Origin of the sequence: Anabaena sp. 4-3, from assembly GCF_001597745.1 — a bacterium.
GTDB lineage: Bacteria > Cyanobacteriota > Cyanobacteriia > Cyanobacteriales > Nostocaceae > Trichormus.
On record NZ_LUHJ01000017.1, the window covers coordinates 91005 to 114753 of the forward strand.

20 protein-coding genes, 2 tRNA genes and 1 other annotated feature are annotated in these 23749 nt (G+C 43.2%); of the genes, 4 read left to right on the top strand and 18 right to left on the bottom strand.

Features of this window, described 5'->3' with window-relative positions:
• Positions 1-37: 37 nt before the first annotated feature.
• Positions 38-203: a sequence feature (ribosomal protein L10 leader region), on the bottom strand.
• Positions 204-300: 97 nt separating this feature from the next.
• From rplA to rplS, 6 genes are all read right to left on the bottom strand, one after another.
• A complete protein-coding gene (gene rplA / locus A3775_RS04880; RefSeq protein WP_066384509.1) occupies positions 301-1017 on the bottom strand; it encodes a 50S ribosomal protein L1 in 717 nt (238 codons plus the stop codon).
• 98 nt (positions 1018-1115) lie between these two features.
• Positions 1116-1541 (bottom strand): 50S ribosomal protein L11, encoded by a 426-nt coding sequence (gene rplK, locus A3775_RS04885; RefSeq protein ID WP_066384506.1) that lies wholly within the window; start codon positions 1539-1541, stop codon positions 1116-1118.
• A 6-nt stretch (positions 1542-1547) separates the two neighbouring features.
• A complete protein-coding gene (nusG, locus tag A3775_RS04890; protein ID WP_066384503.1) occupies positions 1548-2180 on the bottom strand; it encodes a transcription termination/antitermination protein NusG in 633 nt (210 codons plus the stop codon).
• On the bottom strand, positions 2180-2401 hold the full coding sequence (gene secE / locus A3775_RS04895; RefSeq protein ID WP_066384500.1) for a preprotein translocase subunit SecE: 222 nt from the start codon (positions 2399-2401) through the stop codon (positions 2180-2182). Before secE ends, nusG begins: the two co-directional genes overlap by 1 nt.
• A 194-nt stretch (positions 2402-2595) precedes the next feature.
• Positions 2596-2668: transfer RNA gene (locus tag A3775_RS04900), tRNA-Trp, on the bottom strand.
• Positions 2669-2809: 141 nt separating this feature from the next.
• On the bottom strand, positions 2810-3172 hold the full coding sequence (rplS, locus tag A3775_RS04905) for a 50S ribosomal protein L19 (RefSeq protein WP_066384498.1): 363 nt from the start codon (positions 3170-3172) through the stop codon (positions 2810-2812).
• A 212-nt stretch (positions 3173-3384) separates the two neighbouring features.
• Between rplS and A3775_RS04910 the strand changes: the two genes are divergently transcribed.
• Positions 3385-4329: a glycosyltransferase family 2 protein gene (locus A3775_RS04910; protein ID WP_066384496.1), complete on the top strand. Its 945-nt coding sequence runs from the start codon at positions 3385-3387 to the stop codon at positions 4327-4329.
• Between the two features lie 104 nt (positions 4330-4433).
• Here A3775_RS04910 and A3775_RS04915 read toward each other — a convergent pair whose 3' ends face one another.
• Together A3775_RS04915 and A3775_RS04920 are read right to left on the bottom strand one after the other, a co-directional pair.
• Positions 4434-7667, bottom strand: a complete 3234-nt coding sequence (locus tag A3775_RS04915; protein ID WP_066384494.1) for an efflux RND transporter permease subunit — start codon at positions 7665-7667, stop codon at positions 4434-4436.
• 34 nt (positions 7668-7701) lie between these two features.
• Positions 7702-9138 (bottom strand): efflux RND transporter periplasmic adaptor subunit, encoded by a 1437-nt coding sequence (locus A3775_RS04920; RefSeq protein WP_066384491.1) that lies wholly within the window; start codon positions 9136-9138, stop codon positions 7702-7704.
• Positions 9139-9670: 532 nt separating this feature from the next.
• Between A3775_RS04920 and A3775_RS04925 the strand changes: the two genes are divergently transcribed.
• Positions 9671-10213 (top strand): phycobiliprotein lyase, encoded by a 543-nt coding sequence (locus A3775_RS04925; RefSeq protein WP_066384488.1) that lies wholly within the window; start codon positions 9671-9673, stop codon positions 10211-10213.
• Between the two features lie 47 nt (positions 10214-10260).
• Here A3775_RS04925 and A3775_RS04930 read toward each other — a convergent pair.
• Positions 10261-10332, bottom strand: a tRNA-Thr gene (locus A3775_RS04930).
• Between the two features lie 33 nt (positions 10333-10365).
• Here A3775_RS04930 and A3775_RS04935 point away from each other — a divergent pair.
• Positions 10366-10680: a DUF3493 domain-containing protein gene (locus A3775_RS04935; RefSeq protein WP_066384485.1), complete on the top strand. Its 315-nt coding sequence runs from the start codon at positions 10366-10368 to the stop codon at positions 10678-10680.
• A 373-nt stretch (positions 10681-11053) separates the two neighbouring features.
• Here A3775_RS04935 and A3775_RS04940 read toward each other — a convergent pair whose 3' ends face one another.
• From A3775_RS04940 to A3775_RS04975, 8 genes are all read right to left on the bottom strand, one after another.
• Positions 11054-12721 (bottom strand): DUF1565 domain-containing protein, encoded by a 1668-nt coding sequence (locus tag A3775_RS04940; RefSeq protein WP_066424095.1) that lies wholly within the window; start codon positions 12719-12721, stop codon positions 11054-11056.
• A gap of 308 nt (positions 12722-13029) precedes the next feature.
• Positions 13030-13209: a hypothetical protein gene (locus A3775_RS04945; protein WP_066384480.1), complete on the bottom strand. Its 180-nt coding sequence runs from the start codon at positions 13207-13209 to the stop codon at positions 13030-13032.
• 6 nt (positions 13210-13215) lie between these two features.
• Complete coding sequence (locus A3775_RS04950; RefSeq protein WP_066384478.1) at positions 13216-13827, bottom strand: low-complexity tail membrane protein; 612 nt, start codon at positions 13825-13827, stop codon at positions 13216-13218.
• A 116-nt stretch (positions 13828-13943) separates the two neighbouring features.
• On the bottom strand, positions 13944-17045 hold the full coding sequence (gene infB / locus A3775_RS04955; RefSeq protein ID WP_066384476.1) for a translation initiation factor IF-2: 3102 nt from the start codon (positions 17043-17045) through the stop codon (positions 13944-13946).
• A gap of 466 nt (positions 17046-17511) precedes the next feature.
• Positions 17512-17787, bottom strand: coding sequence for a YlxR family protein (locus A3775_RS04960; RefSeq protein ID WP_066384474.1), 276 nt, complete (start codon positions 17785-17787; stop codon positions 17512-17514).
• Between the two features lie 147 nt (positions 17788-17934).
• Positions 17935-19215: a transcription termination factor NusA gene (nusA, locus tag A3775_RS04965; RefSeq protein ID WP_197480088.1), complete on the bottom strand. Its 1281-nt coding sequence runs from the start codon at positions 19213-19215 to the stop codon at positions 17935-17937.
• Positions 19216-19396: 181 nt separating this feature from the next.
• Complete coding sequence (rimP, locus tag A3775_RS04970; protein WP_066384660.1) at positions 19397-19858, bottom strand: ribosome maturation factor RimP; 462 nt, start codon at positions 19856-19858, stop codon at positions 19397-19399.
• Positions 19859-20093: 235 nt separating this feature from the next.
• The gene (locus tag A3775_RS04975) at positions 20094-21554 is read right to left on the bottom strand and encodes a hypothetical protein (protein WP_197480089.1); all 1461 of its coding nucleotides are present in this window, start codon (positions 21552-21554) and stop codon (positions 20094-20096) included.
• A gap of 433 nt (positions 21555-21987) precedes the next feature.
• Between A3775_RS04975 and A3775_RS04980 the strand changes: the two genes are divergently transcribed.
• Positions 21988-22746 (top strand): peptidoglycan-binding protein, encoded by a 759-nt coding sequence (locus A3775_RS04980; protein ID WP_066424097.1) that lies wholly within the window; start codon positions 21988-21990, stop codon positions 22744-22746.
• 8 nt (positions 22747-22754) lie between these two features.
• On the opposite strand, the gene A3775_RS04985 is transcribed toward A3775_RS04980, so the two are convergent.
• On the bottom strand, positions 22755-23648 hold the full coding sequence (locus A3775_RS04985; RefSeq protein ID WP_066378804.1) for an SDH family Clp fold serine proteinase: 894 nt from the start codon (positions 23646-23648) through the stop codon (positions 22755-22757).
• Positions 23649-23749 lie beyond the last annotated feature (101 nt).

Here is a 23749-nt window from a genome sequence, read left to right on the forward strand (position 1 = left end):
AATTGTCGATTCCTCTGGAGATAATTTCTTCTGACTACCGGATAACAATAAACCCCAGCTATCTGAGCCGGGGTTGAGTATCAAGACTCTGGCTGCCGTAATGACACACGATTTTACGTGCTACTTTCGGCAATAGAGTTTTTACCTCGGCAGGATATTAAGCTATTAGCACCTGCTGTCTCCGGCTTTGCTTATTTAATTTTGGGTATTGGGCATCGGGCATTTGTATGAGGCAAAGAGGTAATTATTTTCTTCTTTTTCCTAATTCCCAGTCCCCAGTCCCCAATCACCAGTCCCTAATTAAGCAGCTTCAGTCAGTTTAAAATCTCTCAGAGCAGCAACATCGACTCTAATGGATGGCCCCATTGTGGCAGACACATAAATTGAACGCCAATAACGGCCTTTAGCACCTGAAGGACGGTTACGATCAATTGTCTCTTGCAACGCCTTCAGGTTTACCAATAAATCTTCTGGCGAGAAGGATGCCTTACCAAACATAACATGAACGATGCCTGTACGGTCAGCCCGGAATTCTAATTTACCTGCTTTAAATTCGGCGATCGCACTGGCAATGTCAAAGGTGACTGTTCCACCTTTTGGTGATGGCATTAAACCACGGGGGCCTAACATTTTACCAAGTTTTGCTACCTGTGGCATCACATCAGGTGTAGCAATCAACTTGTCAAAATCCATTCTGCCTTTTTGGATTTCGTCAATCAGTTCTTCAGAACCAACTACGTCAGCACCAGCATTTGAGGCTTCTGTAACTTTTTCACCACGGGCAATTACAGCTACTCGTATTGTTTGCCCTGTGCCTTTAGGTAGAACTACTGTAGTACGCAGTTGTTGGTCTGTATATTTTGGGTCAATACCTAAACGGATATGAGCTTCCGCAGCTTCAGAAAATTTTGCTGTTGCTGTCTCTTTCAACAAGCTTAAAGCATCTAGAGGCGCGTATTCTCTATCTTCTACTTTGGCTTGCAATTCTCGCAAGCGGCGTGATACTTTTTTTGTCATTTTTTTCTCCTGGGGTTGATGGCGAAGCTAAACTTCTCCCCCGCATATTTTTAGTTATCAATAGTCTTGAGAGTTGAGCTTTTGACTCACACTCTCGACTAATCAGTAATGGTTACGCCCATGTTTTTAGCGGTTCCTGCCACAATGTTCATCGCCGCTTCTATGTCGTTGGCGTTGAGATCAGGTAGTTTAGTTTGGGCAATTTCTCTTAATTGCGCCTTAGTAATGGAACCGACTTTCTTTTTGTTGGGTTCGTTAGAACCTTTTTCAACTTTTGCGGCTTTGCGAATCAATACTGATGCTGGTGGGGTTTTGAGTACAAATGTAAAACTCCGGTCTTCATACACCGAAATTTCTACAGGAATCACCATCCCAGCTTGGTCTGCTGTTTTGGCGTTGTACTCTTTGCAGAACATCATGATGTTAACACCATGTTGACCCAGTGCAGGGCCAACTGGGGGTGCTGGGTTGGCTTTTCCAGCATTCAGGGCCAGTTTAATGACCGCTACTACTTTCTTTGCCATTGATATTTAGCTCTGTTTTTCTACCTGATTAAATTCCAGTTCTACTGGTGTGTCTCGCCCGAAAATTGAGAGCAAGGCTTTTAGTTTACTCCGTTCTGGGCTAACTTCAATCACCTCGCCTTCAAAATCCTTAAATGGGCCAGAAAGCACGACTATCTTATCACCAGTTGCCATGTCTATTTTGACTACTGGCTCTTGTTCGGTGGTTTGTTTGAATATCCGTTCTACTTCTGAGTGGCTCAGGGGTACTGGTTTAACGTGTCCGCGACCTTTCGCGCTGCCACGTTTTTGTTCTGCTCCCACAAAGTTAATCACATGGGATGTATTCCTTACCACCTGCCAGGTATCATCATCCATCATCATCCTTACTAGCACATAGCCAGGAAAAACTTTTTCCTCTGTGTGCTGGCGGCTTCCATCCTTACGGATTTTCACTGCTGGTGTATGGGGAATTTCTACCTGAATAATTTTGTCAGCGACATCAAAGGTTTGGATGCGCTGTTCTAAATTTGTTTTAACTCGCTTTTCACAGCCGGAGGCTACTTGTACTGCATACCAGCGTGCTTCTTTAGAGGCTTTTATTGCTGTTTCCTCTGACTGCAACGCCGAGTCCATTGGTTCGTCTGTTGCAAAAGTCATCAGAATACCTGTTTTGCTACCCAAGAAAACAATCCATCAACCAAATAGATTAAAGAAGCGGAGAGTGTCACCATTAGCAACACGGCGGCTGATTCGCTTACCAGTTGCTTGCGACTAGGCCAAACCACTTTCTCTAGTTCTTCTCTGGTTCCTTGAAAAAAGTTGAGAAAGTTAAACCCACTAGAGTTTTCCGCGATTTCTGCCTCATTTTTTTTGGCCATGGTCGTTTATCCCCCCATCTTTTTCAATACAGCTATACTCTGCTAGTTTTCATCCAGGTTGACAGCTTTAACTCCATCAAATGAACTGGAAACCAAAAAGCTGCAAGTATTAAACAACTAGACCCGAAATCAATAGCATTATCTGCTATCTTAGCAGACGTACTACTGATTCGGGCTGTGTTTTTACTTTCGAGCGCGCCCTGGAGGACTTGAACCCCCGACATCAGGTTTTGGAGACCTGCGTTCTACCAACTGAACTAAGAGCGCACAAGCTGGGTTGGGTTTGTTTGTTGTGCTGAAACTTTTTTTAGTTTAACGCACAAATGCTATTGTATCACAAATTTTTTTTTTTGCAAACTAGCGGCGGATGCCGCCTGCTGACTAGGATTTTTCCCTACTCTGAACCACCTACAAAGCACGGTCAAAGCGTTGCTTAATCCGGGTAGCCTTACCAACGCGACCACGCAGATAGTAGAGTTTAGCGCGTCTGACTTTACCACGACGCACGACTTTAATACTTTCAATGCGGGGGGAATGTAATAAGAATACCCGTTCAACGCCAACGCCTTGGAAGACACGACGAACTGTAATAGTTTCGTTAATACCGCCGTTACGCATGGCAATTACCACTCCCTCGTAGGGCTGTACACGGTATTTATCGCCTTCTTTGATTTTTACGCCGACTTTCACGGTGTCACCCACATAGATTTGGGGCAGGTTAGATTTTAGTTGTTCCGCTTCAATGGAGCGAATAATTTCTTGCGCGTTCATAGCTAGTCTGCTTAAAAAACTCACGATCATCCATCATAAATCGAAACTCATCTTTCAGTCCACTGGTTGCGGTGCAGGATGGCAGAATTTTTTTTTTGCAGCAATTTGTCTTGGCTATAGGTCAGTAGTCCCACAAAACTGATGATATTACTGATACGATTACCTACGGTTGAAAGCTATATTGCCAAAATATGGTTTTTTTCTGCAAATCTATGAAATTTAGTATTGTTATCTCTACTTATAACCGCTTAGACTTGTTACGCCGTGCTATTGATTCGGCACTGAAACAGACGATTCCTTGCGAGGTAGTGGTGGCTGATGACTGCTCATCTGACGAAACAGAAATTTATGTTAAGAGTTTAGGTGATGTGGTGGTTTATCATCGCAATCAAGTCAATCAAGGTCATGCAGCTACGGTTAATGCTGGGGTGCAGAAAGCTAGCGGTGATTGGATTAAGTTTTTAGATGATGATGATTATTTAGATGTTAATTGTATTGAACAAATGACCAAGGCGATCGCACTGTGTCCTGATGCTGTCATTTGTTCTTGCATTGCGGCTCAAGTCGATCAGACAGAAGTGGAATTGAGTCGCACTCCTCGCTTTGGGCCTGGTTTAGCTTTTTATATCCCCCAAGCAGATATTCACTATGGTATGCTTATGGAATTAGTACCATTTGGTACACCTGCTCAGGTTGCTTGCCGCCGAGATGCTTTTTTACAGTCTGGTGGTTGGGATTCTCAACTAGACACCAACTGTGATGATATTGACTCGTGGATTCGCATTGCTCAGTTTGGGCATGGTATTTTTATCAATCAATGCCTTGCTTATCGGACAATTTGGACTGGTGCTTATAATCAGAAATTTTCTTTTACCCAGCGTCTCAATACCAATATCTTGATGAAAGAAAAAATTTACAATTTCATCAATGAAAAGCATCTATCTTACTTACCATCTTTGCAAGAAATTAAAAATTACCTGAGACTGCATTGGACTTTAGTGGCGTTAAAAAAACGAGATTTACAAAGCTTTTCACAAATGCTAGATCAATCAATTCTGAATGTTTCTACTTGGAAGTTTTTCTGGAATGTGATTTATTCTCGGCGTTCAAATATGTACAATTCTCGGATTGATAAATGTATTTTACTTGAGACTTAATCAATAATGTTTTGATTAAACAAAAGACGTAGCACTGCTACGTCTCTAGATGATTTTTCACCAGATGTCTAGTTTGGCAGTACACTCAGCATTCATTACTAAGATTAGGCTTTATTTAACTTTTTCTTCCATAAACGCAGCCAAATTAACACAGTTTTTATCCAACTTCCACCGAGTACATCGTGAAGTAAGGTGTAAAAGCAGGGGATAATAAACAGGGTCAGTAGTGTGGCTAAGGATAAACCGGAAAATACCACTATACCCAAGGGTTGGAGAAATTCTGAGCCTTCACCAATTCCCAATGCTAAGGGAAACATCCCTAAAACTGTGGTGATGGTAGTCATTAAAACTGGACGTAAGCGTTGAGGTGCAGCTTGCAAAATAGCGGTTTTGCGGTCAATTTTTTCCCGTTCCCGGATTTGGTTGGCTAATTCCACCATGATGATAGCGTTGTTAACCACAATCCCCACGAGTAATACAGCACCGACTACGACAGTTGCACCAATGGCAGTCTCAGTGATATAAAGTCCGAAAATACCGCCAGCTAATGCTAGAGGTATGGTAAACATAATTACTAACGGGTCGATGAGTGAATTGTACTGCACTGCCATGACTACAAATACTAGAAAGGTGGCTAACCCGCCTAACAGTTGCAATGAACCTTGTAGTTGTTGATTGGATGCGGCGGCTGAACTGGGTAAGATACTCACACCTTCTGGTAATTCTAAGCTTTTGATAACGGTGTTTACCTGTGCTAAGGCTGCACTCAGGCTAGCACCCTCTGTTAAGTTACCTGCAAAAATGGCTACTTGGCGTTGGTTGATGCGCTGTATTTCACCTGGGGCTTGACTTTCGACTATTTGGGCAACATCGCTTAAACGCACTTGGCGATGATCATCGACAAATAAAGGTAATCTTTCTAATTGTGAAGGTGTTTGTACTGAAGATTCATTTAATTGTACTCTGACATCTACTAAACGATTACCGCGTTGTAGTTGGGTGGGTACGCTTCCCTCAATTGCTGTTTGAATTGTATTGCCGATATCTTGGGTAGATAATCCCAAGGCTGCTACTCGTTCCCAGTCGGGAAGAATTTGGATTTCTGGTTGTCTGTCATCTGCATCAGGGCGGAATCTGGCGAGGGTGACACGTTCTTCTAAGGCGGTGAGAACTTGACGACTAGCTTGTTCTAAAGCTTCTGAGTTGTTCCCCTGAAGAATAACGTCAACGTCAGCATTGCGAACTGGGGAGTTATTAACTATTAAACCTCGGACTTGTCCAGGGGCTAGGCGGAGACGAATTCCTGCTAAATTTAATTTGTTAAATGCTTGGGTGACTCGTTCGATGTAAGCATCGATATCTGTACCGGGTTTGAGGGTAATGTTACTCGTACCACGTAGGGGATTTGCACTGGTATTTGTTCCAAACAATATACCGCCAGAGGTAGAGAAGACATATTCTGTTTCTGGTTGTTGCTGGAGGATTTCGTCTACCGCATTCATGACTTTGCGGTTAGTTTCTAAGGGTGTACCTGGGGGAAATTGGGCGAATAGGTTGGCTTGCCCTGTACTAATTCGGGGGAGAATTTCTTGAGGTATTTGTGGAACCATCCATAAACTACTGCCACCAAAGAGGATAATGGCGATCGCAATTACTACAATTCGCCAGCGTAATATCATCCTCAAAAAGCCAGCATACATCCCGGTAGCGGCTAGAAAGCTGCGGTTAAACTGGCGCAATAACCAAAATTTGCTCAAATAACTAGAAAATTGCCATGCTAACATCCGTGAACACAGCATCGGTACTACGGTAACTGCTATTAATATGGATGCAGCGACGGAAAAGCTAATTGTCAGAATTAATTCGTTGAATAATAAAGCAATCAAGCCCCCAATCAGCAAAAACGGCAATACTGCTACTAGGTTCGTGCTTGTAGAGGCGATTAAGGCTGATTCTACTTCTCGGCTGCTTTGTTCTGCTTGTTGAATAATTAACCGGTTGAAGGATGAGTATTTTGAATTTTGTATTTTGGATTTGGAATTTTCTACGCCCTCGGCAATATTTTCTAACATGACGATGGAGTTGTCTACGACAATACCCACGCCCAAGGCTAAACCACCCAAGCTAAAAACGTTGAGGGATAAGCCAAATAAACCCATTAAGATGATTGCTGTTAAGGTGGCTAAGGGGATAGCAAGGACGATAATTAAGGTTTGGCGTAGAGAACCGAGAAATAATAGGACGGCGATCGCCGCTAACCCTGTACCAATCAACCCGGAAGTTGTCACATTAGAGATAGAATTACGGATAAATTTAGATTCGTCTAAGGTAGGTGTGATAATTGTCCCTTCAGGAATCACACCACCTTCTCGCAATTGTTCTAACCGTAATTTCACCGCATCGACAACATTGACAGTATTCGCCTCTGGCTGTTTTTGAATACTGACTTTAACTGCTGGTTGTCCATTCAGTGACACATAAATTCTTTGTTGTTCTGAACCGTCGATGACTTCGGCGAAGTCTCTTAAATAGACGCGGCGACTGGGAACTGATGAATTAGAACCAGAGGCAACTTCAAAGGATAAGTTTCTAATTTCATCCGCATTTTTAAACCGTCCTACAGTCCGAGTCAGTGGTTCAGAATTCACTCCTAAGATCCTACCACCGGAAATGTCTTGGTTACGGTTTCTCAATTCATCTAGGACATCGGTTAAACCGATACCCAAAGCTTGCAACCGATCTAAGTCCAGATTAACTCGAATTTCTTCTTGCAAACCTCCCGACACACTCACCGCAGCCACTCCGGGAACAACTCCTAATTCCCGTTCTAGTTCTTCTTCGGCAAACACGCGCAAATCCACCCCTGTTAAGGAGGGTGAGGTTAAAGCCATTTCATAGACTGGTAGTTGGGAAGGGTCGATTTTAAATAAGCGTGGTGATTCTATGGTATCTGGTAAGGCACTTCTGGCTCTATTAAAGGCTGCTGTAGCATCATTTAAGGCTTGGTCAATATTTCCTCCTGGTTGGAAGTACAAATCTATACTGACTCGTCCTTCACGGGTTTGGGAAAACACTTGGATCACGCCTTCAGTGGCAGACAAAGCTTCTTCCAGAGGTTTTGTGATTTCATCAATTGCTACCTCTGGAGAAATACCGGGTGCTTCCATTCTTAGCCCAATGCGGGGATAGGTAATTGAGGGTAGCAAATCTACGGGTAGTTTAATAATGAAAAATACGCCTAGCACTATGACTGCTAGGGTAAGCATGAGTGTACCGATATGGCGGCGAATAGAGATAGCACTGATACTAAATCCACCGCTTTGATTTATTTGCTGCATGAGTGTCGTTAATTCAACATTCAAAAATTATTTTTTACTCTGGTCTTTTGAAATTAGAATTATCCTCTGGTGTTTCTGAAAGTATAGAAAGGCGGACATTTTCCCCATCTTTTAATGGCTTACCACTACGAACTACATAGCGTTCTCCTGGTTGTAAGCCGGATAAAATTTCTACTTTGCCATCAGCTTTTTTACCGAGGGTGACAGGGCGGGCTGTGACTTTTGTTTTACCTGCTGAGTCTGTGACGACGTAGATTTTGCCGTTTTGGGGTTCTGTGGCTGCTGTGGTGGTGATGGCAGAAGCCTCTGGGGATTTGGTTGGCTGTTGTATGGCTGTTTGTGACACCACTACTCGCTGTGGTGTTTCGGTTTCAAAATTAACTCTAGCTAACAGTCCGCTACCAATGTTGTTATTAATGTTGGGTATGACTATTTCTACTGGGATTAAACGAGCCGTTGCATCAGCAGTTGGGGAAATGCGGGTGATTCTACCAATTAATTTTTCCTGGGGGTAAGCATCTAAGCGTACTTGTACAGATTGTCCTACCTGTATTTGAGCTAATTCTAGTTCGGAAACTTGGACGACAACTTTCACACGGCTAAAGTCGGCGATTTTTAAGGCTTCGCCACCTGCTTGTAGGAGATTACCTGGCTCGGTGAGTTTTTCGGTAACTACGCCTGTGATGGGAGATGTGAGGCGTGTGTAGGATCTGCGCTCTTTTGCTTGGGCTACTACTGCTTTTTGAGCTAATACTCTACCTTGAGCGGCGGCGACGGCTTGCTGTGCGGTGCGGACTTGTTCTATTGCTGCTTTGAGGGCTTGGGCTGCTGTTTTGGCTTGGGTGTTGGCTTGTTCGGCTGCTTGTTGGGCGATCGCACCTTCTTTTAAGAGTTTTTGTTGGCGTTGAGCGTCTGATTGCGCTTGTGCTAGTTCTAACCGCGCCCGTTCTACTTCTGTGCGGGTATTACTGACTTGATTTGTAGCTCTAGCTACTTCTGATTGTAATGCTGCTAGTTCGGCTTCGGCTTGCTTCAAGTTGGTTAATAGCAGGATATCATCTTGTTGTCCGACGGTTTGCCCTTTTTTAACTGTGTCGCCGACATCTAGGTTTAAAGATAATAGTCTGCCTTCTACCTGCGATCGCACTGAGACGGTACGGTATGGTGTGGTTGTGCCTGTGTATTCTGGTAGTGTTTGTAACTTATCTAGGCGGGCGATCGCTACATCTACAGGTGTCGTTCCGCCACGCTCTCCTCTACTGCGTTGCTGAGATTGCGCTGTCGCCGATTCTCTGGGTAGAGAGCCGCAACTGGTTGTGAGGATTCCCATACTCAATAGACAAACTATCAATGAGATAGATTTCCACCTTGGGTAAGAAAAAAATCTATCTTTTAAAGTATTAATTTTTACACATAAACTTAACTGTTTTTTTAAGAACTGGCTTGAAATTGTGTAATTTGGATTTTTCATTGCTTTTTTGCGTTTTTTTTGTTTAAAATCATCTATTTCCTTTTAATAATCTCTTTTTGGGCATAATAGCTTTTTTAATCTCAGCAATTCCGTAAGTATTGCCAGATGAGAAAGATAAAGAATATAAAAAGTTTTGGTAAAGACTTTTTGTGTCAAACCTTACTACGTTTATCAAATAATGTCAAAGTCATTTTTACTGCTACTCTGGGGACACAGAAACAGAATCATCTTTGACATTCTCTGTAATCACAATTTTTGTATTTATTTTTACAAAAAGTCTGGTATAAAACCCAGATAAAAACCGATTGAGAGTGAATTTATCTGCTTATTGGTACAACAAACAGTCGTAAATCATCATATTTAGTTTTGTTAAGAATACATACAATTATAGTAACAAAAACACCAGCTAAGTTACTGTCAACTGTCGGTGTTTAACAAATTTATTAAAAATGGTAAAGTATAATTGTCTTTCGGCACAATGTATTATATGCACAATGCCAATTTTATGCCCTGTAGGTGAGGAAAATTACGAGTGACATCACCCCTAAAAGTTGCACACACTACAGATGAATCCCAAATCATCGAATTTTTTCAACAATCAGTGGGTCAGTGGCGTTCGGAAAGGCGTTACTATACTCTCCCAGCCGGAGAAACTAAAGAGATGGAGAGTATCATCACTATCCGATTTTTAGATCAAGGATGTGATGAATTACAAAAGTTGGCTCAGATACATGATTTACCTGAGTCGGTGAGGTTCATTTGTGGTGCTGAGGTGAATTGGTGTAGTACAGATGTGCTAAAAAATCGTCAAGAGTCGCAAGGTACGACACTGTTTGGGGCGTTAGGCAGTATATTGTATCGCGATCGCGGTTTTGCCACATCCAAACCAGTCACAGCCAAATATGCTTTTACCAATCCCAACACCCTATCTCTGCGAACTGAATATAACAATTCCGTGTTTGAGGAAGAGTTAAAGCTAATTGGCAATAAATACCGCACCAGACAAACAATTATTTCTCGTGCTGGGGAACAGTTGATGATTGGTCAATATTTAGAAAAAAGATTAGGGAGTTAGTGTTTCACTCCTAACCAGGTAGTCCCGTTATCTTGAGAAACTTTCCAAGCCGATGACGGGATTTGAACCCGTGGCCTGCTGATTACGAATCAGCTGCTCTACCACTGAGCCACATCGGCGCACACGATAAAAGATTATAGCATAATTCCCCTATGGTAGAACCAAATCCTCAAAACCGCCTTAACCCTGAACAATATAATCGCCTGAAAGCTGAAATGGTAGCTCCTTACCGTGGCTTGCGAAAATTTATCTATCTCGGTGTGGGTGCTTCTGGTTTCATTGGTGTGTTCGTCTTCTTTTTTCAACTGCTGGCGGGCAGAGATGTTGAACACGCTTTACCTAACTTTGCTCTGCAAGTAGGAATTGTAGCACTGATGATTTTTCTCTGGCGTTGGGAACAGCGTCAACCCCTAGGGGGAATTGAAAATTCAAAATCCAAAATTCAAAATTACGAACCCGATAAATAATGTAGCTTGTATCCGATGCAAAAAATCTCACAATAAATTACTTAAGTATAAATGCTTGTTTGTCTCGTCAACTAACCAACATAGTTGTTGCAAAACTTTATGTTTCTTAAATTACTTTATATTTTGATACATTCCGAAATATAAAGAGAGAAAACATAAAGAAAATATTAGGAAATCAGGAAATGTGAAAATTTCTGAGACACTGGTAATTGTTCAAACGGGGTCAGCCAATATAAAGACCCTGAATATAAAGCCGCAATATCAATGGGGTCACATATATTTAAAGACCCTAGGCATAATAAAAACCGAAAAATAGCCTGCGCCAGACAAGTAAAATCTTGGTCTGGCGCAGGCTATTTTTGCAACCGGGAATTTATGGAACTCTGACGATATAGGATGAGGGCAGTGGTTGAGCGCGTCCAGCATTGACTAATGCTTGGTATACAAAGGCTGCAACTTCTGCCCTAGTTGCGGGGCGATTGGGATTAAGTTGGTTAATGTTAGGATAGTTAATCACCAGTTGCTTGGAAGTAGCGGCGGCAACTGGCCCTACTGCATAATTGGGTATCTGAGCCGCATCAGCATAAATAGAAATAATATTTTGATTATCGGCAGTTAAGCCTAGTCCGTTGGCGAGGGCAACTAAAGCTTGAACTCTGGGAATTTCTTGTTGTGGTTTGAAGGTGCCATCAGGATAACCAGAAACAAATTGACTGCTATATGCAGCTTGAATGGCAGGGTAAGCCCAGAAATTGCGGCTGACATCTCTGAAATCAATGGGGGCGCGTTTAGCTGGTGGTGTCAGGGCTTTGGTGATAATGGTGGCGAATTGGGCGCGGGTTACAGGATCATTAGGTTTAAAGGAACCATCAGGAAATCCAGCAATAATATTTTGTGCAGCCAAGGCTTCAATATAGTTTTTAGCCCAGTAATTTGCGGCTACATCTGTAAATCCTGTGCCTGAAACTGGTTGTTCAACGGTGGCGGCGACAAAATCAACTTGACCAAAAATCTTTTTCTGGTCAATATCATTACCGATAGCCAGAATCCGATTGCTTCTGGTGGCGTTGTTTACGTCATAACGGGTATTACTGCGAATCAAATTACCACCGGGATTTTCATTAGTCCCTAAATCGGGTTGAGCATTAATAGTGGCAACAATGCCATCTCGCTTGTTGTTTTGAATGATATTCTGACGCAGGATGGGCTGGGCTGATTCTGAGATGAACAGCCCGTCTTGGTTCTGCACAATCTGGTTTTCTATGACTAAAGGTGTAGAATTACCCCCAATTGCTAAACCAAAACCTGTGTCTTGAAATAAGTTGTTGCGAATTTCGCCTTGGGCAGATTTGGTTATAGAAAGGCCATTACCCGTGTTTTTCACAAAAATATTGTTTTCAATTTTGGGATTTCCTGTACCTGTAACAAAAACCCCATCTCTGACACTGTTAGTAAAGGTGTTGTTTCTGATGGTGGGATTACTGGATTCTACCCAGACAGCAGTACCGCGCTGATTGGGGTTGGTGACGGTTAAACCTGCGATCGCAGTATTATCGTTAGCCAAAATGGTAATGTCTTGTCTGGCAAAGGTGCGACTGGTATAAAATCCACCACCTATAATTAATATTCCTTGGCCTTGAGTGGATTGATCACCTTGCAGTGTTACCCCTGGCTTGAGGATGAGGGGAAATTTTTCGCCAGTTTCACGATTATAAGTTCCCGGTGCTAGTTGAATGACTGTGCCGGGTTGAGCTTGATTGAGAGCAAAGGTAATTGTTTTGTAAGGTGTGGCGGCGGTAGCACCGGCACCGGTTGTATCTGTTCCCGTTTCTGGGTTGACGTAAATGACTGGTGCAGTTGTGGGAACTTGGGCTGTGACAGTGGGAGCGATCGCTTTTTGGTTTGCAGTACCAGCATTTACCTGACTGGGTGTGAGCATAAAACCAGCAATCACAAATAGTAAAGCGGTGATTCCAGTTGGTACGGATACAATGGAAAGAATATGCTTTGCTGAAAAAATATTAAAGCCCTGATGTCTCATTTTTATCTGTAGTGTTTAGCTGAATGTTGGTTAGGTATAGTATGGTTGATGTAGAAAGTATCTGGCTACAAAACCCATGCCAAACTATACTGAATGACTAACACATAAACAGCTAAGTTTCGCAAGAAATTACATAATTTTTTGCGATTTCCACGACAAGTTCTCTTTGACAAATTGGAACAGTCAAGCTATCCGCTCAACAATAGGAGAAATAACTGATCCAGATGTTGAAGTTGACGGAGAAGGTACAGAGAATGCTTCCCGTCAACTTAGCTGCTTGCCAGCCGGACTCAAAATTTATGGGATGTTTAATAAGCTAAAGTTTCTAAAGTTTCCCGCAAGTAACGCTGTACCTGTTGTTCTAGGCGTAGTTCTTGTAGTTGGGTATAGCTTTCTAGCTGCCAACGTTGAAAACCTGAACTAGCTGCGATCGCGTGTTGCAGATTTTGCCAAATTTCAGGATTACGAGAAGCTGTAATTTTCACCATAGTTATTTATTCCTCAGTTTCAACTTCCACAGTCAACTGGGGCAAGATTTTATTCACCCGCACCCCTAAAATTGTGAAATCCTGGTTAATCTTTTCTAAAGGTAACGGTTCTATGGCTGCAAATTCTGTGTCATTCGTCACCAAAACTCGTGCTACACTTAATGGAATTTGCAGAAACAAATTACTTGCCAAAAAAGTTAATCCAGCCATCAGTAATGCCAGAATCCGCCATTGGGGTAAAAAACTTGCTAAATTAGCCACCAATGGAGTTGCTTGATAAAGTTGCCACAATATACCAATTGATAGAATGGCTGCTAGCAGTGCCAGCACACGATTTAATTTTGTATTAATTAAACAGAGAATTTTTCTTTGCTGCTCAGTCAGATGTTCTGGCTTGAGTGCTACTCCCAAAATGGCAAATATGTAAAAAGGCCGGCGTAGTTGCATCCACAAAAGCGGGATTACACCAATTGTGGCTACCAGCAAAATTTCTACCCATACAGGCAAAAGCGGTTTGCCGACGGACAGAAACAATAAGCACAGGAGCAGAAAAATAGGCAATGTCGCCAATCCAGCGACATGAATCCACAAAATAGGTTCAGAGCGAAATGAGCGCATAATTAAAATTTTGAGTGCTGAGTTTTGGTTTCCAGTTGAGTATAGGAATCTGAGGTAATGCTCATAACTCTATACTCATCTATCTGGACTCATTACTCAACACTCGTTACTCAGCACTATCTTGCTAACGCCAGGGTACGGCGTTTAGTTACCATCTGGTACGCATCAATGATGTCACCTTCAGCCCAATCATGGAACTTATCAAGGCCGACACCGCATTCGTAACCAGCGTTAACTTCACGCACGTCTTCCTTCATCCGCTTGAGGGAATCCAGTACACCTTCGTAGATCACTTTACCGCCACGACGTATCCGTACTTTGCAGTTACGAACCAGTTTACCAGATTGAACGTAGCAACCAGCGACAGCACCGCGACCAACTGGGAAGACGGCACGGACTTCGGTTTGACCCAGAGGTTCTTCTACTAACTCTGGTTCTAACAGACCTTCGACTGCGCCTTCGATATCTTCCAAAAGTTTGTAGATGATGTTGTATTCCCGTACATCTACACCGGCTTCGTCAGCAGCTTGTCTAGCTCCACTGGCGTAGGTGGTGTTAAAGCCAATAATGACTGCACCACTGGCTGCGGCTAGGTCGATGTCTGTTTGGGTAATTTCCCCGGCTGTAGCCAAGAGCATGCGAATTTGGACTTCGTTTTGGGGTATTTGTTTGAGTGATCCCACAATCGCTTCCACAGAACCCTGTACGTCGGCTTTCAGGATCAGGTTGAGTTCTTTCAACTCGCCTTCTTGAGCTTGTGCCGATAGGGTGGTGAGGGTAACGCGTCCTTGTAACAGACGAGATAAGCGTTGTTTGTCTGCACGGTCTGAGGCGATCGCTCTGGCTTCTTTTTCGTTGTCGAACACCTCGAATTCATCACCGGCGGCTGGTACATCACTTAAACCCAGTACCTCAACGGCGAAGGAAGGAGAAGCTACATCAACGCGGTGGCCGCGATCGTCAACCATAGCTCGGACTTTACCAAAGGCTGAACCTGCCACTAGGATATCTCCTACGTGCAGAGTACCGTTTTGAATTAACAAGGTAGCAACTGCGCCCTTAGCTTTATCCAAATGCGCCTCAATTACAGTTCCTTTAGCCAGACGTTCCGGGTTAGCAGAGAGTTCTTCTACTTCTGCCACCAAGAGAATCATCTCTAGGAGTGTATCGAGGTTTTCACCTTTGATGGCACTGACTGGTACCATAATTGTCTCACCGCCCCATTCTTCTGGGGTCAGACCATACTGGGTGAGTTCTTGTTTCACACGGTCTGGTTGTGCGCCTTCTTTGTCAATTTTGTTAATAGCGACCACAATCGGCACTTCTGCCGCTTGTGCATGGCTAATAGCTTCGATGGTTTGGGGACGTACACCGTCATCCGCAGCTACTACTAAAATCGCTATGTCTGTTACTCTCGCCCCCCTAGCTCGCATGGCAGTAAAGGCTTCGTGACCAGGGGTATCTAGGAAGACAATCTGCTGTTTTTTGCCTTCGTGTTCGATATCAACGTGGTAAGCACCGATATGCTGGGTAATCCCACCCGCTTCGCCGGCTGCGACTTTCGTTTTGCGAATCGAGTCGAGTAATGTGGTTTTCCCGTGGTCTACGTGACCCATAATAGTCACTACCGGTGGACGACGTTGCAGATTTTCCAGGTCGTCTACATCCAGCATTTCCGTGACTTTGCGGGCTTCTGCTTCCGGTTCGGCGGTTTCGACTTCTACTTCTAGCTCTTTGGCTACTAAAGTAATGGTCGGGATGTCCAGATTTTGAGTGATGCTCACCGCCATGCCTTTCATGAACAGGATTTTCACAATCTCTGTATCAGCTACGACTAAGCCATCAGCGATTTCCTGCACTGTCATCGGCCCGGTAACGACCAATTTGGTGGGACGCTCCCGTTTCTCCTCGACTTCTTGTTGACGACGATTTTGCTCACGGGCAGCAGGGCCAAACTTTTTCTTTTTGCTGGCTGGCGTAATAGTAGCCACGTTTGCACTAGCTGGCTGTGCTGGTCGGGCTGCTTTCGGTTTGGGAGGACGAGCGATGGAGAGGCTGACTTGAACTGCTGCTGGTATTTCCAGTCTGCCGTCCTCTAGGAATTCATCATCTTCAAAATCATCTTCCAATATGGGCTTGACGCGCTTACCCTTAACGGTTTTAGATTTTTCTTTAATTTCGTCAATGATTTCTTCTTCCTGCCATTTCTTGCCCCCTTTAGGTGGACGAGGTGGCGTTGGACGTTTCAAATCCAGTAAGTCAGGCGTAACAACAGTATCAGAAGCTTCTCCTCTCTTCGATACCTCTGCCATTGGTTTTGGCGGCGTTGCCACTGGTATGGCTGCTGCTACTTCAGGCGGACGCGCTGGTCTAGTGGGACGTTGACCATCTGCGGCAGGCGCGCCTGGTCTCTGACCACGATGTTCTGGTTTTGTAGGGCCAGGATGGGGACGACCCTGTTTTTGTCCAGTACCTTGTGATGCCTCTGTTTGTGTAGGTCTAGAGGCTCTTGGTTTGGGTTGTTCCCGTTCTTCCTCGCTGCGCCGTTGGCGTTCTCGTTTGAGGATGGGTTTTTCTGCGGTACTCAGTTGTTGAGGTACCTCTGCCTTTTCTGCCACTGGTCTTGCTGGCGGAGCTGCCAATTGCGGTTTTTGGGGTTTTTCCAGTTTTGGTTTAGCAGGAGCTACTTTTTCAGGCTTCTGTGCTGCTGTCTTTTCAGATGCCTGTGGCTTAGGTGCTGGCTCTGGATTGGTGGCAGCAGGTTGTTGAGGACTCTCCGATTGATTCCGTGGTACAGGTCGAGTTGGTGCCGTCGGCTTCATGGGTGAGACTGGTGTAGCGGGCTTTGGAGGTGAGGGAGGATTGACTTCAGACGCAGCTGAGGCATCTGAGGCGTTAGAGGTATGATTTTTCAATATTTTGGGTTTGCGAATTTCCAAAATTTGTTGCTGTTTTTGAGGTGGCGCAGGTCGGTTGCGCGAGCCACTCTGTGCTGAATTTGGTTTATGACTAATTGTACCTAATTCTTTTTTGGGCGTTCCATTTGTAGCTGCCAGTTTTTCAGCCTCCGCCCGGATACTTTCTGCCTCTGTTTCTGAAATTGTACTGCTATGGCTTTTGACCGCAATGTTGAGCTGGTCGCAAATTGCTAATAGCTCTTTGTTATCCAAATTCAATTCCTTTGATAATTCGTAGATTCTGACTTTGCCGTTGTTCATCCACTCTTCCCCTTGAATTTACAGTTTTTTTGCGGATGGTTGCCTGGAAGTGCGACATCTCCATCCTTCGGTTACTGTTTTTAGGTTGCCCTTGGTAATTTTGCCGGTGCCTCCAATCAGGAAAGAGAGATGTTTCGGTTTAATGCTGGCATCTCCATAGAGAACTGTGGTTTACAGGCAACCATAAAGATTTTTTATAGTTGCTGGTGATGCCGCTCTGCGCCTGAGCGCTACCAGGTTGCCATTTTGTGGTTTGTTGTTTGGCTGATTCTGAGTCTTCCACAACACATCTAGTTAAATTTGTTGGGAGTACTGCTTTGCTCCTGTTAATTTTGGGAGAGCCTTTTGCTAACTACACCCATTTACTATTTTGGCACTAACCTCAATAAATGCAGAGGGTGTGTAATCGCGTGAATATGGCGGCTTTTACCACAATTGCTCTGCGGATTACCGCCAAGAATGCTTTTCAACCTAAATTTTGATTTTGGGGATTGTTTTGGGCTAGATGTTGCCACAATGTCTGGTACAGTGTTTCTGGTACCGTTGCACGTAGCGATCGCCCTAATCTATTTTTTTTCTGAGCAGCTTGTAAGCAGCTATCTTTTGGGCAAATGTAAGCTGAACGCCCCATGCCCTGATTCAATTGTACCTCTCCAGAAGGAAATACTCGGACAATCCGCCAAAAGTCTTTTTTTAAGCCTACTTTGCGGCAACTAACACAACGCCGATAGTTGGGTTTCATCGGTTTTCTGAGTATTTAACAGAAATGTTGCTGGTAATCATAAAGTTGGTTAAGCCAATCTCTATTCATACAACGCTGCCTGATTTTCAGTCATCGTGAAGACTGATACTGATGTCCATCCTACCAGAACTTAATCAGGCTCATAAATTACTCTTCGTGATAGTTGGTATCTAAAACTTCATTTTCTAACTGTTCTGTTTGATTTTCTTCATCCTCTAGCTCCTCTAGTTCTATGTCATCTGTCTCTGGTGTATATTGGGCGCGGGCAGCAGCAAATTTGGCATCTTCGGCTGCATGATCATATTTAGCTTTGTCTTTAATGTCTATTTTCCAACCTGTTAAGCGGGCTGCTAATCTGACATTTTGCCCTTCTTTCCCAATAGCTAAACTCAATTGATCTTCTGCTACTAATACGTGAGTTTGTCGGGTTTCCGGATCCATCAGCCGCACTTCGTCTACTCTGGCTGGACTTAAAGCATTGGCAATATATGTTGCTGGGTCTGGAGACCATCGAATTACGTCTATTTTTTCACCGCGTAATTCGTTTACTACTACCTGAATTCGTGATCCCCTAGCACCGATACAAGCACCTACTGGGTCTACATCTCGATCTAGGGTGTCTACTGCTATTTTAGTACGTGGCCCTACATATCGGGAGGGAGGATTGGCTTCCCGTGCTACGGCAACAATTCTAACTACTTCGTCTTCTATCTCTGGTACTTCGTTGGCAAATAAGTACACTACTAAACCAGCATCGGCACGAGATACTAGAAGTTGTGGCCCCCGTTGTTGTCCTTGAGAAACTTTTTTGAGATATACCTTGAATGTAGCATTGGCACGATAGTTATCGTTGGGAAGTTGTTCCCGCTTTGGTAGTTCTGCTTCTACTTCTGGTTGACCAAAGCCACTGCTGACTGCCAAAATTACTGACTGGCGTTCAAATCTTAAAACTCTTGCTTGTAGTACAGTCCCTTCTAAGTCTTGGAACTCTTCTTGTACCATCTGGCGTTGCTGATCCCGGAGTTTTTGCGCTAGCACCTGCTTGGTTTGCATTGCCGCCATGCGCCCAAACTCCCCTTGATCTGGGGTAACGTCTAAAACTACAGAGTCGCCAAGTTGGGCTTCAGGAGCTACTTGTTGTACTTCATCTAAAGATATTTGATGGTCGGAATTATTCACTTGTTCCACAATAGTTTTTGTGGAAAGAACACGAAAACCTTCTCCATCAATATCGAGTTCGACTTCAAAGTTATCAAAGTAATCTTCATCGAACTGTCGGCGTTCTAAGTTTTGAGCGCGACGATAACGTTCATAACCTTTGAGCAATGCTTCTCTAATGGCTGATTGTACGGCTAATCGAGGTAAATTACGCTCCCGACTAATATTTTCAATTAAATCTTTTAATCCTGGTAAACTCACCATTGACATAAGCAATCTCCTTTATAAATTAGGGCTTAAAAGTTGGGTAACTTGGGTTTTGGGGATGGAAAATTAAGTAAATATTAAAAACTAGGCATTAGATACTAGGGATTAGAGAAAAGTTGGACTCTAGTCCCTAATTTCTAGTCCCTAGCTTCTAGTTCCTAGCCTCTAGTTCCTCGCTGGTCGTTTATCGACGCTCATCTAACTGCACCCTGGTAATGAGGGAGCGAGGAATTTCGATGACACGACCTTTCTGATTGATGTAAACTTTTGTCTCATCCCGGCGAATTAATTGACCATTCCACTCTTGTTGTCCTTCGTGGGGTGGGGAAGTGGAGACAATGACAGGAAATCCTTTAAAGGAAATAAATTCCCTGTCGGTTACAAGTTGCCTCGAAATACCAGGACTAGACACTTCCAAGACATAAGCATCTGGAATGATCTCCGCAGCATCTAAGGATGTTTCTAAAGCACGGCTCATGCGCTCACAATCATCTAACCCGGTATCCTGCTGGGGATTGCGGATATCTACCCGCAATACTGGTGGACGTTGGTTGGTGTGAAAAACAATGCCAACAACTTCCAAGCCCAGTTGTTCTGCTACTGGTATTGCCAACTCTGTAATTTGTGGGATTAGAGGATGAACCATGTCTAAAATCAATAAAAAAAGTGGGCATCAACCCACTTCCTGCGATAGGGATATCTTCCAAGAAGTCTTGTGACGAACCAATGATGGTTCGCCGCTAATTTGAGTGTAGCGCATTTTTTCAGCGTCAATAGTTATTAGTCACTGGTCATTGGTCATTAGTCATTAGTCATTAGTCATTGGTCATTGGTCATTAGTTTCTCTCCTCCGCTTCCTCCGCTTCCTGATCCCAGTTGCTTTACCTTTGACGATGCTGGTAACGAATCTCTGGCAGATTAGTCCGTTGTTCAACTACTGGCTGGATGGATGTTTGGGTTTTGAGTTTTTGGGTTTGTTCGAGAATTTGGTCGATGTCTTCTTGGGATAAACGTTGTACGTAGTTGAGCTTGACTTCTTCTAAGAAATCAACGAGTAAGCTTTGGATTTGGTTAATTACTTGCTGTTGCTGTATTTCTGTACCTAAAGCTTGGCTAAATCTTTCTACCAGTTGAGTAGTAAGTTTGGCTCCAACGGGGTCTTCTACAGCGTTAACTAACGCATTGTAGAGATTAGTTGTGAGTTGAGTTGCTAGTTGTTGGCTCAGTTGAGTTTGAACTTTGGCTACTCCTGGTAATACTTGCAAGTTACGAGACAGGGGGACTTGATGGAATACGGTTTCAATGTTGTGGTGTAAAATAGCAACGAGTTCTGGTTGAATTTTGGGCAGGACTTGATAGACGATGGTTTGTACCAACAGCCCGGCGATCGCTTCTAATTCATTCACATTATTAATATCTATGTAGGGGCGGAGATTTTCTTTTTGCAATAACCACCGCGTTAATTCACCCCGTTGAATCGAAATCTGAATTTGGTTAATTACTCTAATTACTACAATTTCTGTGATTTCTTCCGCAAAATTACTTACAACTATTGTATGCAATTGCTTGTTTATTGGTTGTAAATTACATAACTTTGCTTGGTCTAAACGAATAGTTACAGGTATAATCCGTAACCATCGCCAAAAGGGGATCAGTAAAAATAAATCATACCAACGCCACAATATAGAGTTTAACCAACTAAAATTAGGATGTGTACGTTTGATATAAATGACACGGGTCAATAACTCTACACTAAATAACAGGATAAAGGGTAAATCGATTAACCAAAATAAATCAATAAATTCACCAGTATCACCAATTTGACGGTAGTAGTTGGTAGCTATTAAAGGTCTGACTTGTTGATTAAAAAAAATCATTTCTTGTAGCCAGCCTTGCTGAGATAAATAAGGCTGACTCCAAAAGGTGGCGAAGGATTGTTTGGCGGATTCTTTACCGATGCGATCGCGCATCCGGTTTTTAATTTTTTCTAAAGTTCCACTTTTACCAACGGCTGCAAAGGGATTACTATCAATCATCTCAACACTCAGCCGTCTCAGTTCTTCTAACTGAGTTTTGACTTGTGGCGATGTTAAACCTGTCTGACTAACTTGTTCTTCTAGTGCATTGACTGCTTCTAAGTAATTTTTGGTTTCTCTGTGAGGTTCAATACCTTTAACCGGGTCATAAATCTGAGTAATTTGCGGAATTCTGCGTAAATAGAAATCTCGCCAGGGTACGTAAGTTAAATCAAAGACAACTAAGCACAGATTGACTGTGGCAATTGTTGCCATCAGTCTTTCAAAGTATAAGTTTCGCTTTTTTGTTGTTTTTAGATTCACCATATTTAGTTTTAATTGTTACACCTGTTAAATTAGAAATTTTAATGAAAAATTTTTCTTTTATAATTTTATTTAATAATTAATTTTATTAAATTACCATTTAAGATAGGGTTCAAAATGTTTATTAGTATGAATTTGGTAAATCGAACATCATTAATTATTTAAAAAAAGCTTGATTTACATCTAGCATCCGTAGGAGTGGATTCACCGCGCTGATCATTCATATATTGATGATATTTTTAAACCCGCCCCTACCTTACCGCAATTAAAGGACGATGGGCAATGTTGAAAATGGGCTAACAGTCGGATTGTTAAGTTGTTGGGATTGTCCACCCTACGATAATTGAGAATGGTGCAAGATATCAGTCTCAAGAATTATAAGTTGTGTCCGTTACCCTTTATAATGCAGTTTATTTAATCCGCAGGAGTGTTAAATATGTGGTGTGGGTTCGGAAAATCAAGCATGATTATAGGTGCAGCTTGTGTAGTTACTGCTAGTGTAATGATTTCTCATACAACGTTTGCAGCTCGTCAACGTAACTATACACCGGAGGAATTCCGGGCTGTGTTGCGGGGTTTGGGCTATAACGTCAAAGTGACAAACGCACCCCTCACTGATGAGGAAACTAAAAAAGCAATTCGTGAATTTCAAACAGGTTACAAGTTAAAAGTTGATGGCGTAGCAGGGCCACAAACCCAAGATTTTGCGGCTACCATCGTGCAGATCCTTCAAGGTAATTTAAATGCTGTACTGAAACCTAAGACTCCCCTCCCGCGTGACCAATTTTACACCCATAGAACGGAAGAGTTAGTTAAAGAGTATCAGAAAAAGAATCAATTAGAAGAAACTGGTATTGCTAATTTGGCACTACGTCAAAAGCTAGACAAAGAAGCGAAGGAAATTATTAATCAGCCAGCTACTAAGCCGTCACCAAAGCCAACGGCAACACCAACTTCTACACCGTCACCAAAGCCAACGGCAACACCGACTTCTACACCGTCACCAAAGCCAACGGCAACACCGACTTCTACACCGTCACCAAAGCCAACGGCGACACCAACGGCGACACCAACGGCAACACCGACTTCTACACCATCACCCACACCAACGGCGACACCAACGGCGACACCAACGGCGACACCATCACCCACACCAACAGCTACACCAACGGCTACACCAACGGCTACACCGTAAGCATTACTTTAACTATTTTGATTTGGTTCTTCCATTGGTCTACCCTTGGGTGTAGGTAAAAGGGGACGACGGTCATCGTAAGGTAAAGGTATATACTGAACAGTGGGTCTTCCGCCTTGTGGTTGTGGATATAAGTCCATGAGTTCGTATATACAACGGGGCAGTCCGACTGTTACGGGCAGCCCCAATTCTGTGGCTTCCTCAACTGTGATGGGATAATCATGGGTGACACGTCCAGTGGTTAAAGCTTCGATGATGGGTTCTATATTTTCTGGGTTAACTTTTTGTTTTGGTATATTATCTTTGAGCAGAGTACGTACAAATCGCTGTACTTGCTGAATTGCTTTGTCGGCTAAGTCTGCCATGATGAGAGTTTGGTCGTCAATTTCACTGATGGGTTTATCTTTGACGACTTTGAGAAGGCTGGCGGCTGGTAAGTTACCCAGTTGGGGATCAACTGGGCCTAAAACGGCGTTAGCATCCATGATGATTTGATCTGCTGCCAGTGCGAGCATTGTACCGCCACTCATGGCATAGTGAGGTACAAAGACACTGACTTTGGATGGATGACGAATTAAGGCTCTAGCAATTTGTTCAGTGGCTAGTACCAAACCACCGGGAGTATGTAAAATTAAGTCAATGGGGACATCGGAGGGGGTAAGACGAATTGCCCTGAGTATTTGTTCTGAGTCTTCAATGGTGATGTAGCGAGAAATGGGAATACCTAATAAACTGATGGACTCTTGGCGGTGTATTAATAAAATTACACGACTGCCCCGTTGTTTTTGAAATTCTTGTATGCTGCGGAAGCGTCTATATTCGATTTGGCGTTTTTGCCAGATGGGTTGTAGGGATGAGAGGAGAAGAAAAATCCAGAATAAGTCTCCAATACCAAAGCCCATAATGTTATTTATGCTGAGAGAAATTGTGATGCCATCATTGTGACAATTTTCAGGCGATCGCATTTCTATCTACGGGTTTATCTCGCAATTACAACTCATCA

Bases quoted from the DNA above. Each gene is read 5' to 3' on its own strand.
- rplA (WP_066384509.1), bottom strand. From the start codon at position 1,017: ATGACAAAAAAAGTATCACGCCGCTTGCGAGAATTGCAAGCCAAAGTA.
- rplK (WP_066384506.1), bottom strand. From the start codon at position 1,541: ATGGCAAAGAAAGTAGTAGCGGTCATTAAACTGGCCCTGAATGCTGGA.
- nusG (WP_066384503.1), bottom strand. From the start codon at position 2,180: ATGACTTTTGCAACAGACGAACCAATGGACTCGGCGTTGCAGTCAGAG.
- secE (WP_066384500.1), bottom strand. From the start codon at position 2,401: ATGGCCAAAAAAAATGAGGCAGAAATCGCGGAAAACTCTAGTGGGTTT.
- rplS (WP_066384498.1), bottom strand. From the start codon at position 3,172: ATGAACGCGCAAGAAATTATTCGCTCCATTGAAGCGGAACAACTAAAA.
- A3775_RS04910 (WP_066384496.1), top strand. From the start codon at position 3,385: ATGAAATTTAGTATTGTTATCTCTACTTATAACCGCTTAGACTTGTTA.
- A3775_RS04915 (WP_066384494.1), bottom strand. From the start codon at position 7,667: ATGCAGCAAATAAATCAAAGCGGTGGATTTAGTATCAGTGCTATCTCT.
- A3775_RS04920 (WP_066384491.1), bottom strand. From the start codon at position 9,138: ATGAAAAATCCAAATTACACAATTTCAAGCCAGTTCTTAAAAAAACAG.
- A3775_RS04935 (WP_066384485.1), top strand. From the start codon at position 10,366: ATGGTAGAACCAAATCCTCAAAACCGCCTTAACCCTGAACAATATAAT.
- A3775_RS04940 (WP_066424095.1), bottom strand. From the start codon at position 12,721: ATGAGACATCAGGGCTTTAATATTTTTTCAGCAAAGCATATTCTTTCC.
- A3775_RS04945 (WP_066384480.1), bottom strand. From the start codon at position 13,209: ATGGTGAAAATTACAGCTTCTCGTAATCCTGAAATTTGGCAAAATCTG.
- A3775_RS04950 (WP_066384478.1), bottom strand. From the start codon at position 13,827: ATGCGCTCATTTCGCTCTGAACCTATTTTGTGGATTCATGTCGCTGGA.
- infB (WP_066384476.1), bottom strand. From the start codon at position 17,045: ATGAACAACGGCAAAGTCAGAATCTACGAATTATCAAAGGAATTGAAT.
- A3775_RS04960 (WP_066384474.1), bottom strand. From the start codon at position 17,787: ATGAAACCCAACTATCGGCGTTGTGTTAGTTGCCGCAAAGTAGGCTTA.
- nusA (WP_197480088.1), bottom strand. From the start codon at position 19,215: ATGTCAATGGTGAGTTTACCAGGATTAAAAGATTTAATTGAAAATATT.
- rimP (WP_066384660.1), bottom strand. From the start codon at position 19,858: ATGGTTCATCCTCTAATCCCACAAATTACAGAGTTGGCAATACCAGTA.
- A3775_RS04975 (WP_197480089.1), bottom strand. From the start codon at position 21,554: ATGGTGAATCTAAAAACAACAAAAAAGCGAAACTTATACTTTGAAAGA.
- A3775_RS04980 (WP_066424097.1), top strand. From the start codon at position 21,988: ATGTGGTGTGGGTTCGGAAAATCAAGCATGATTATAGGTGCAGCTTGT.
- A3775_RS04985 (WP_066378804.1), bottom strand. From the start codon at position 23,648: ATGGGCTTTGGTATTGGAGACTTATTCTGGATTTTTCTTCTCCTCTCA.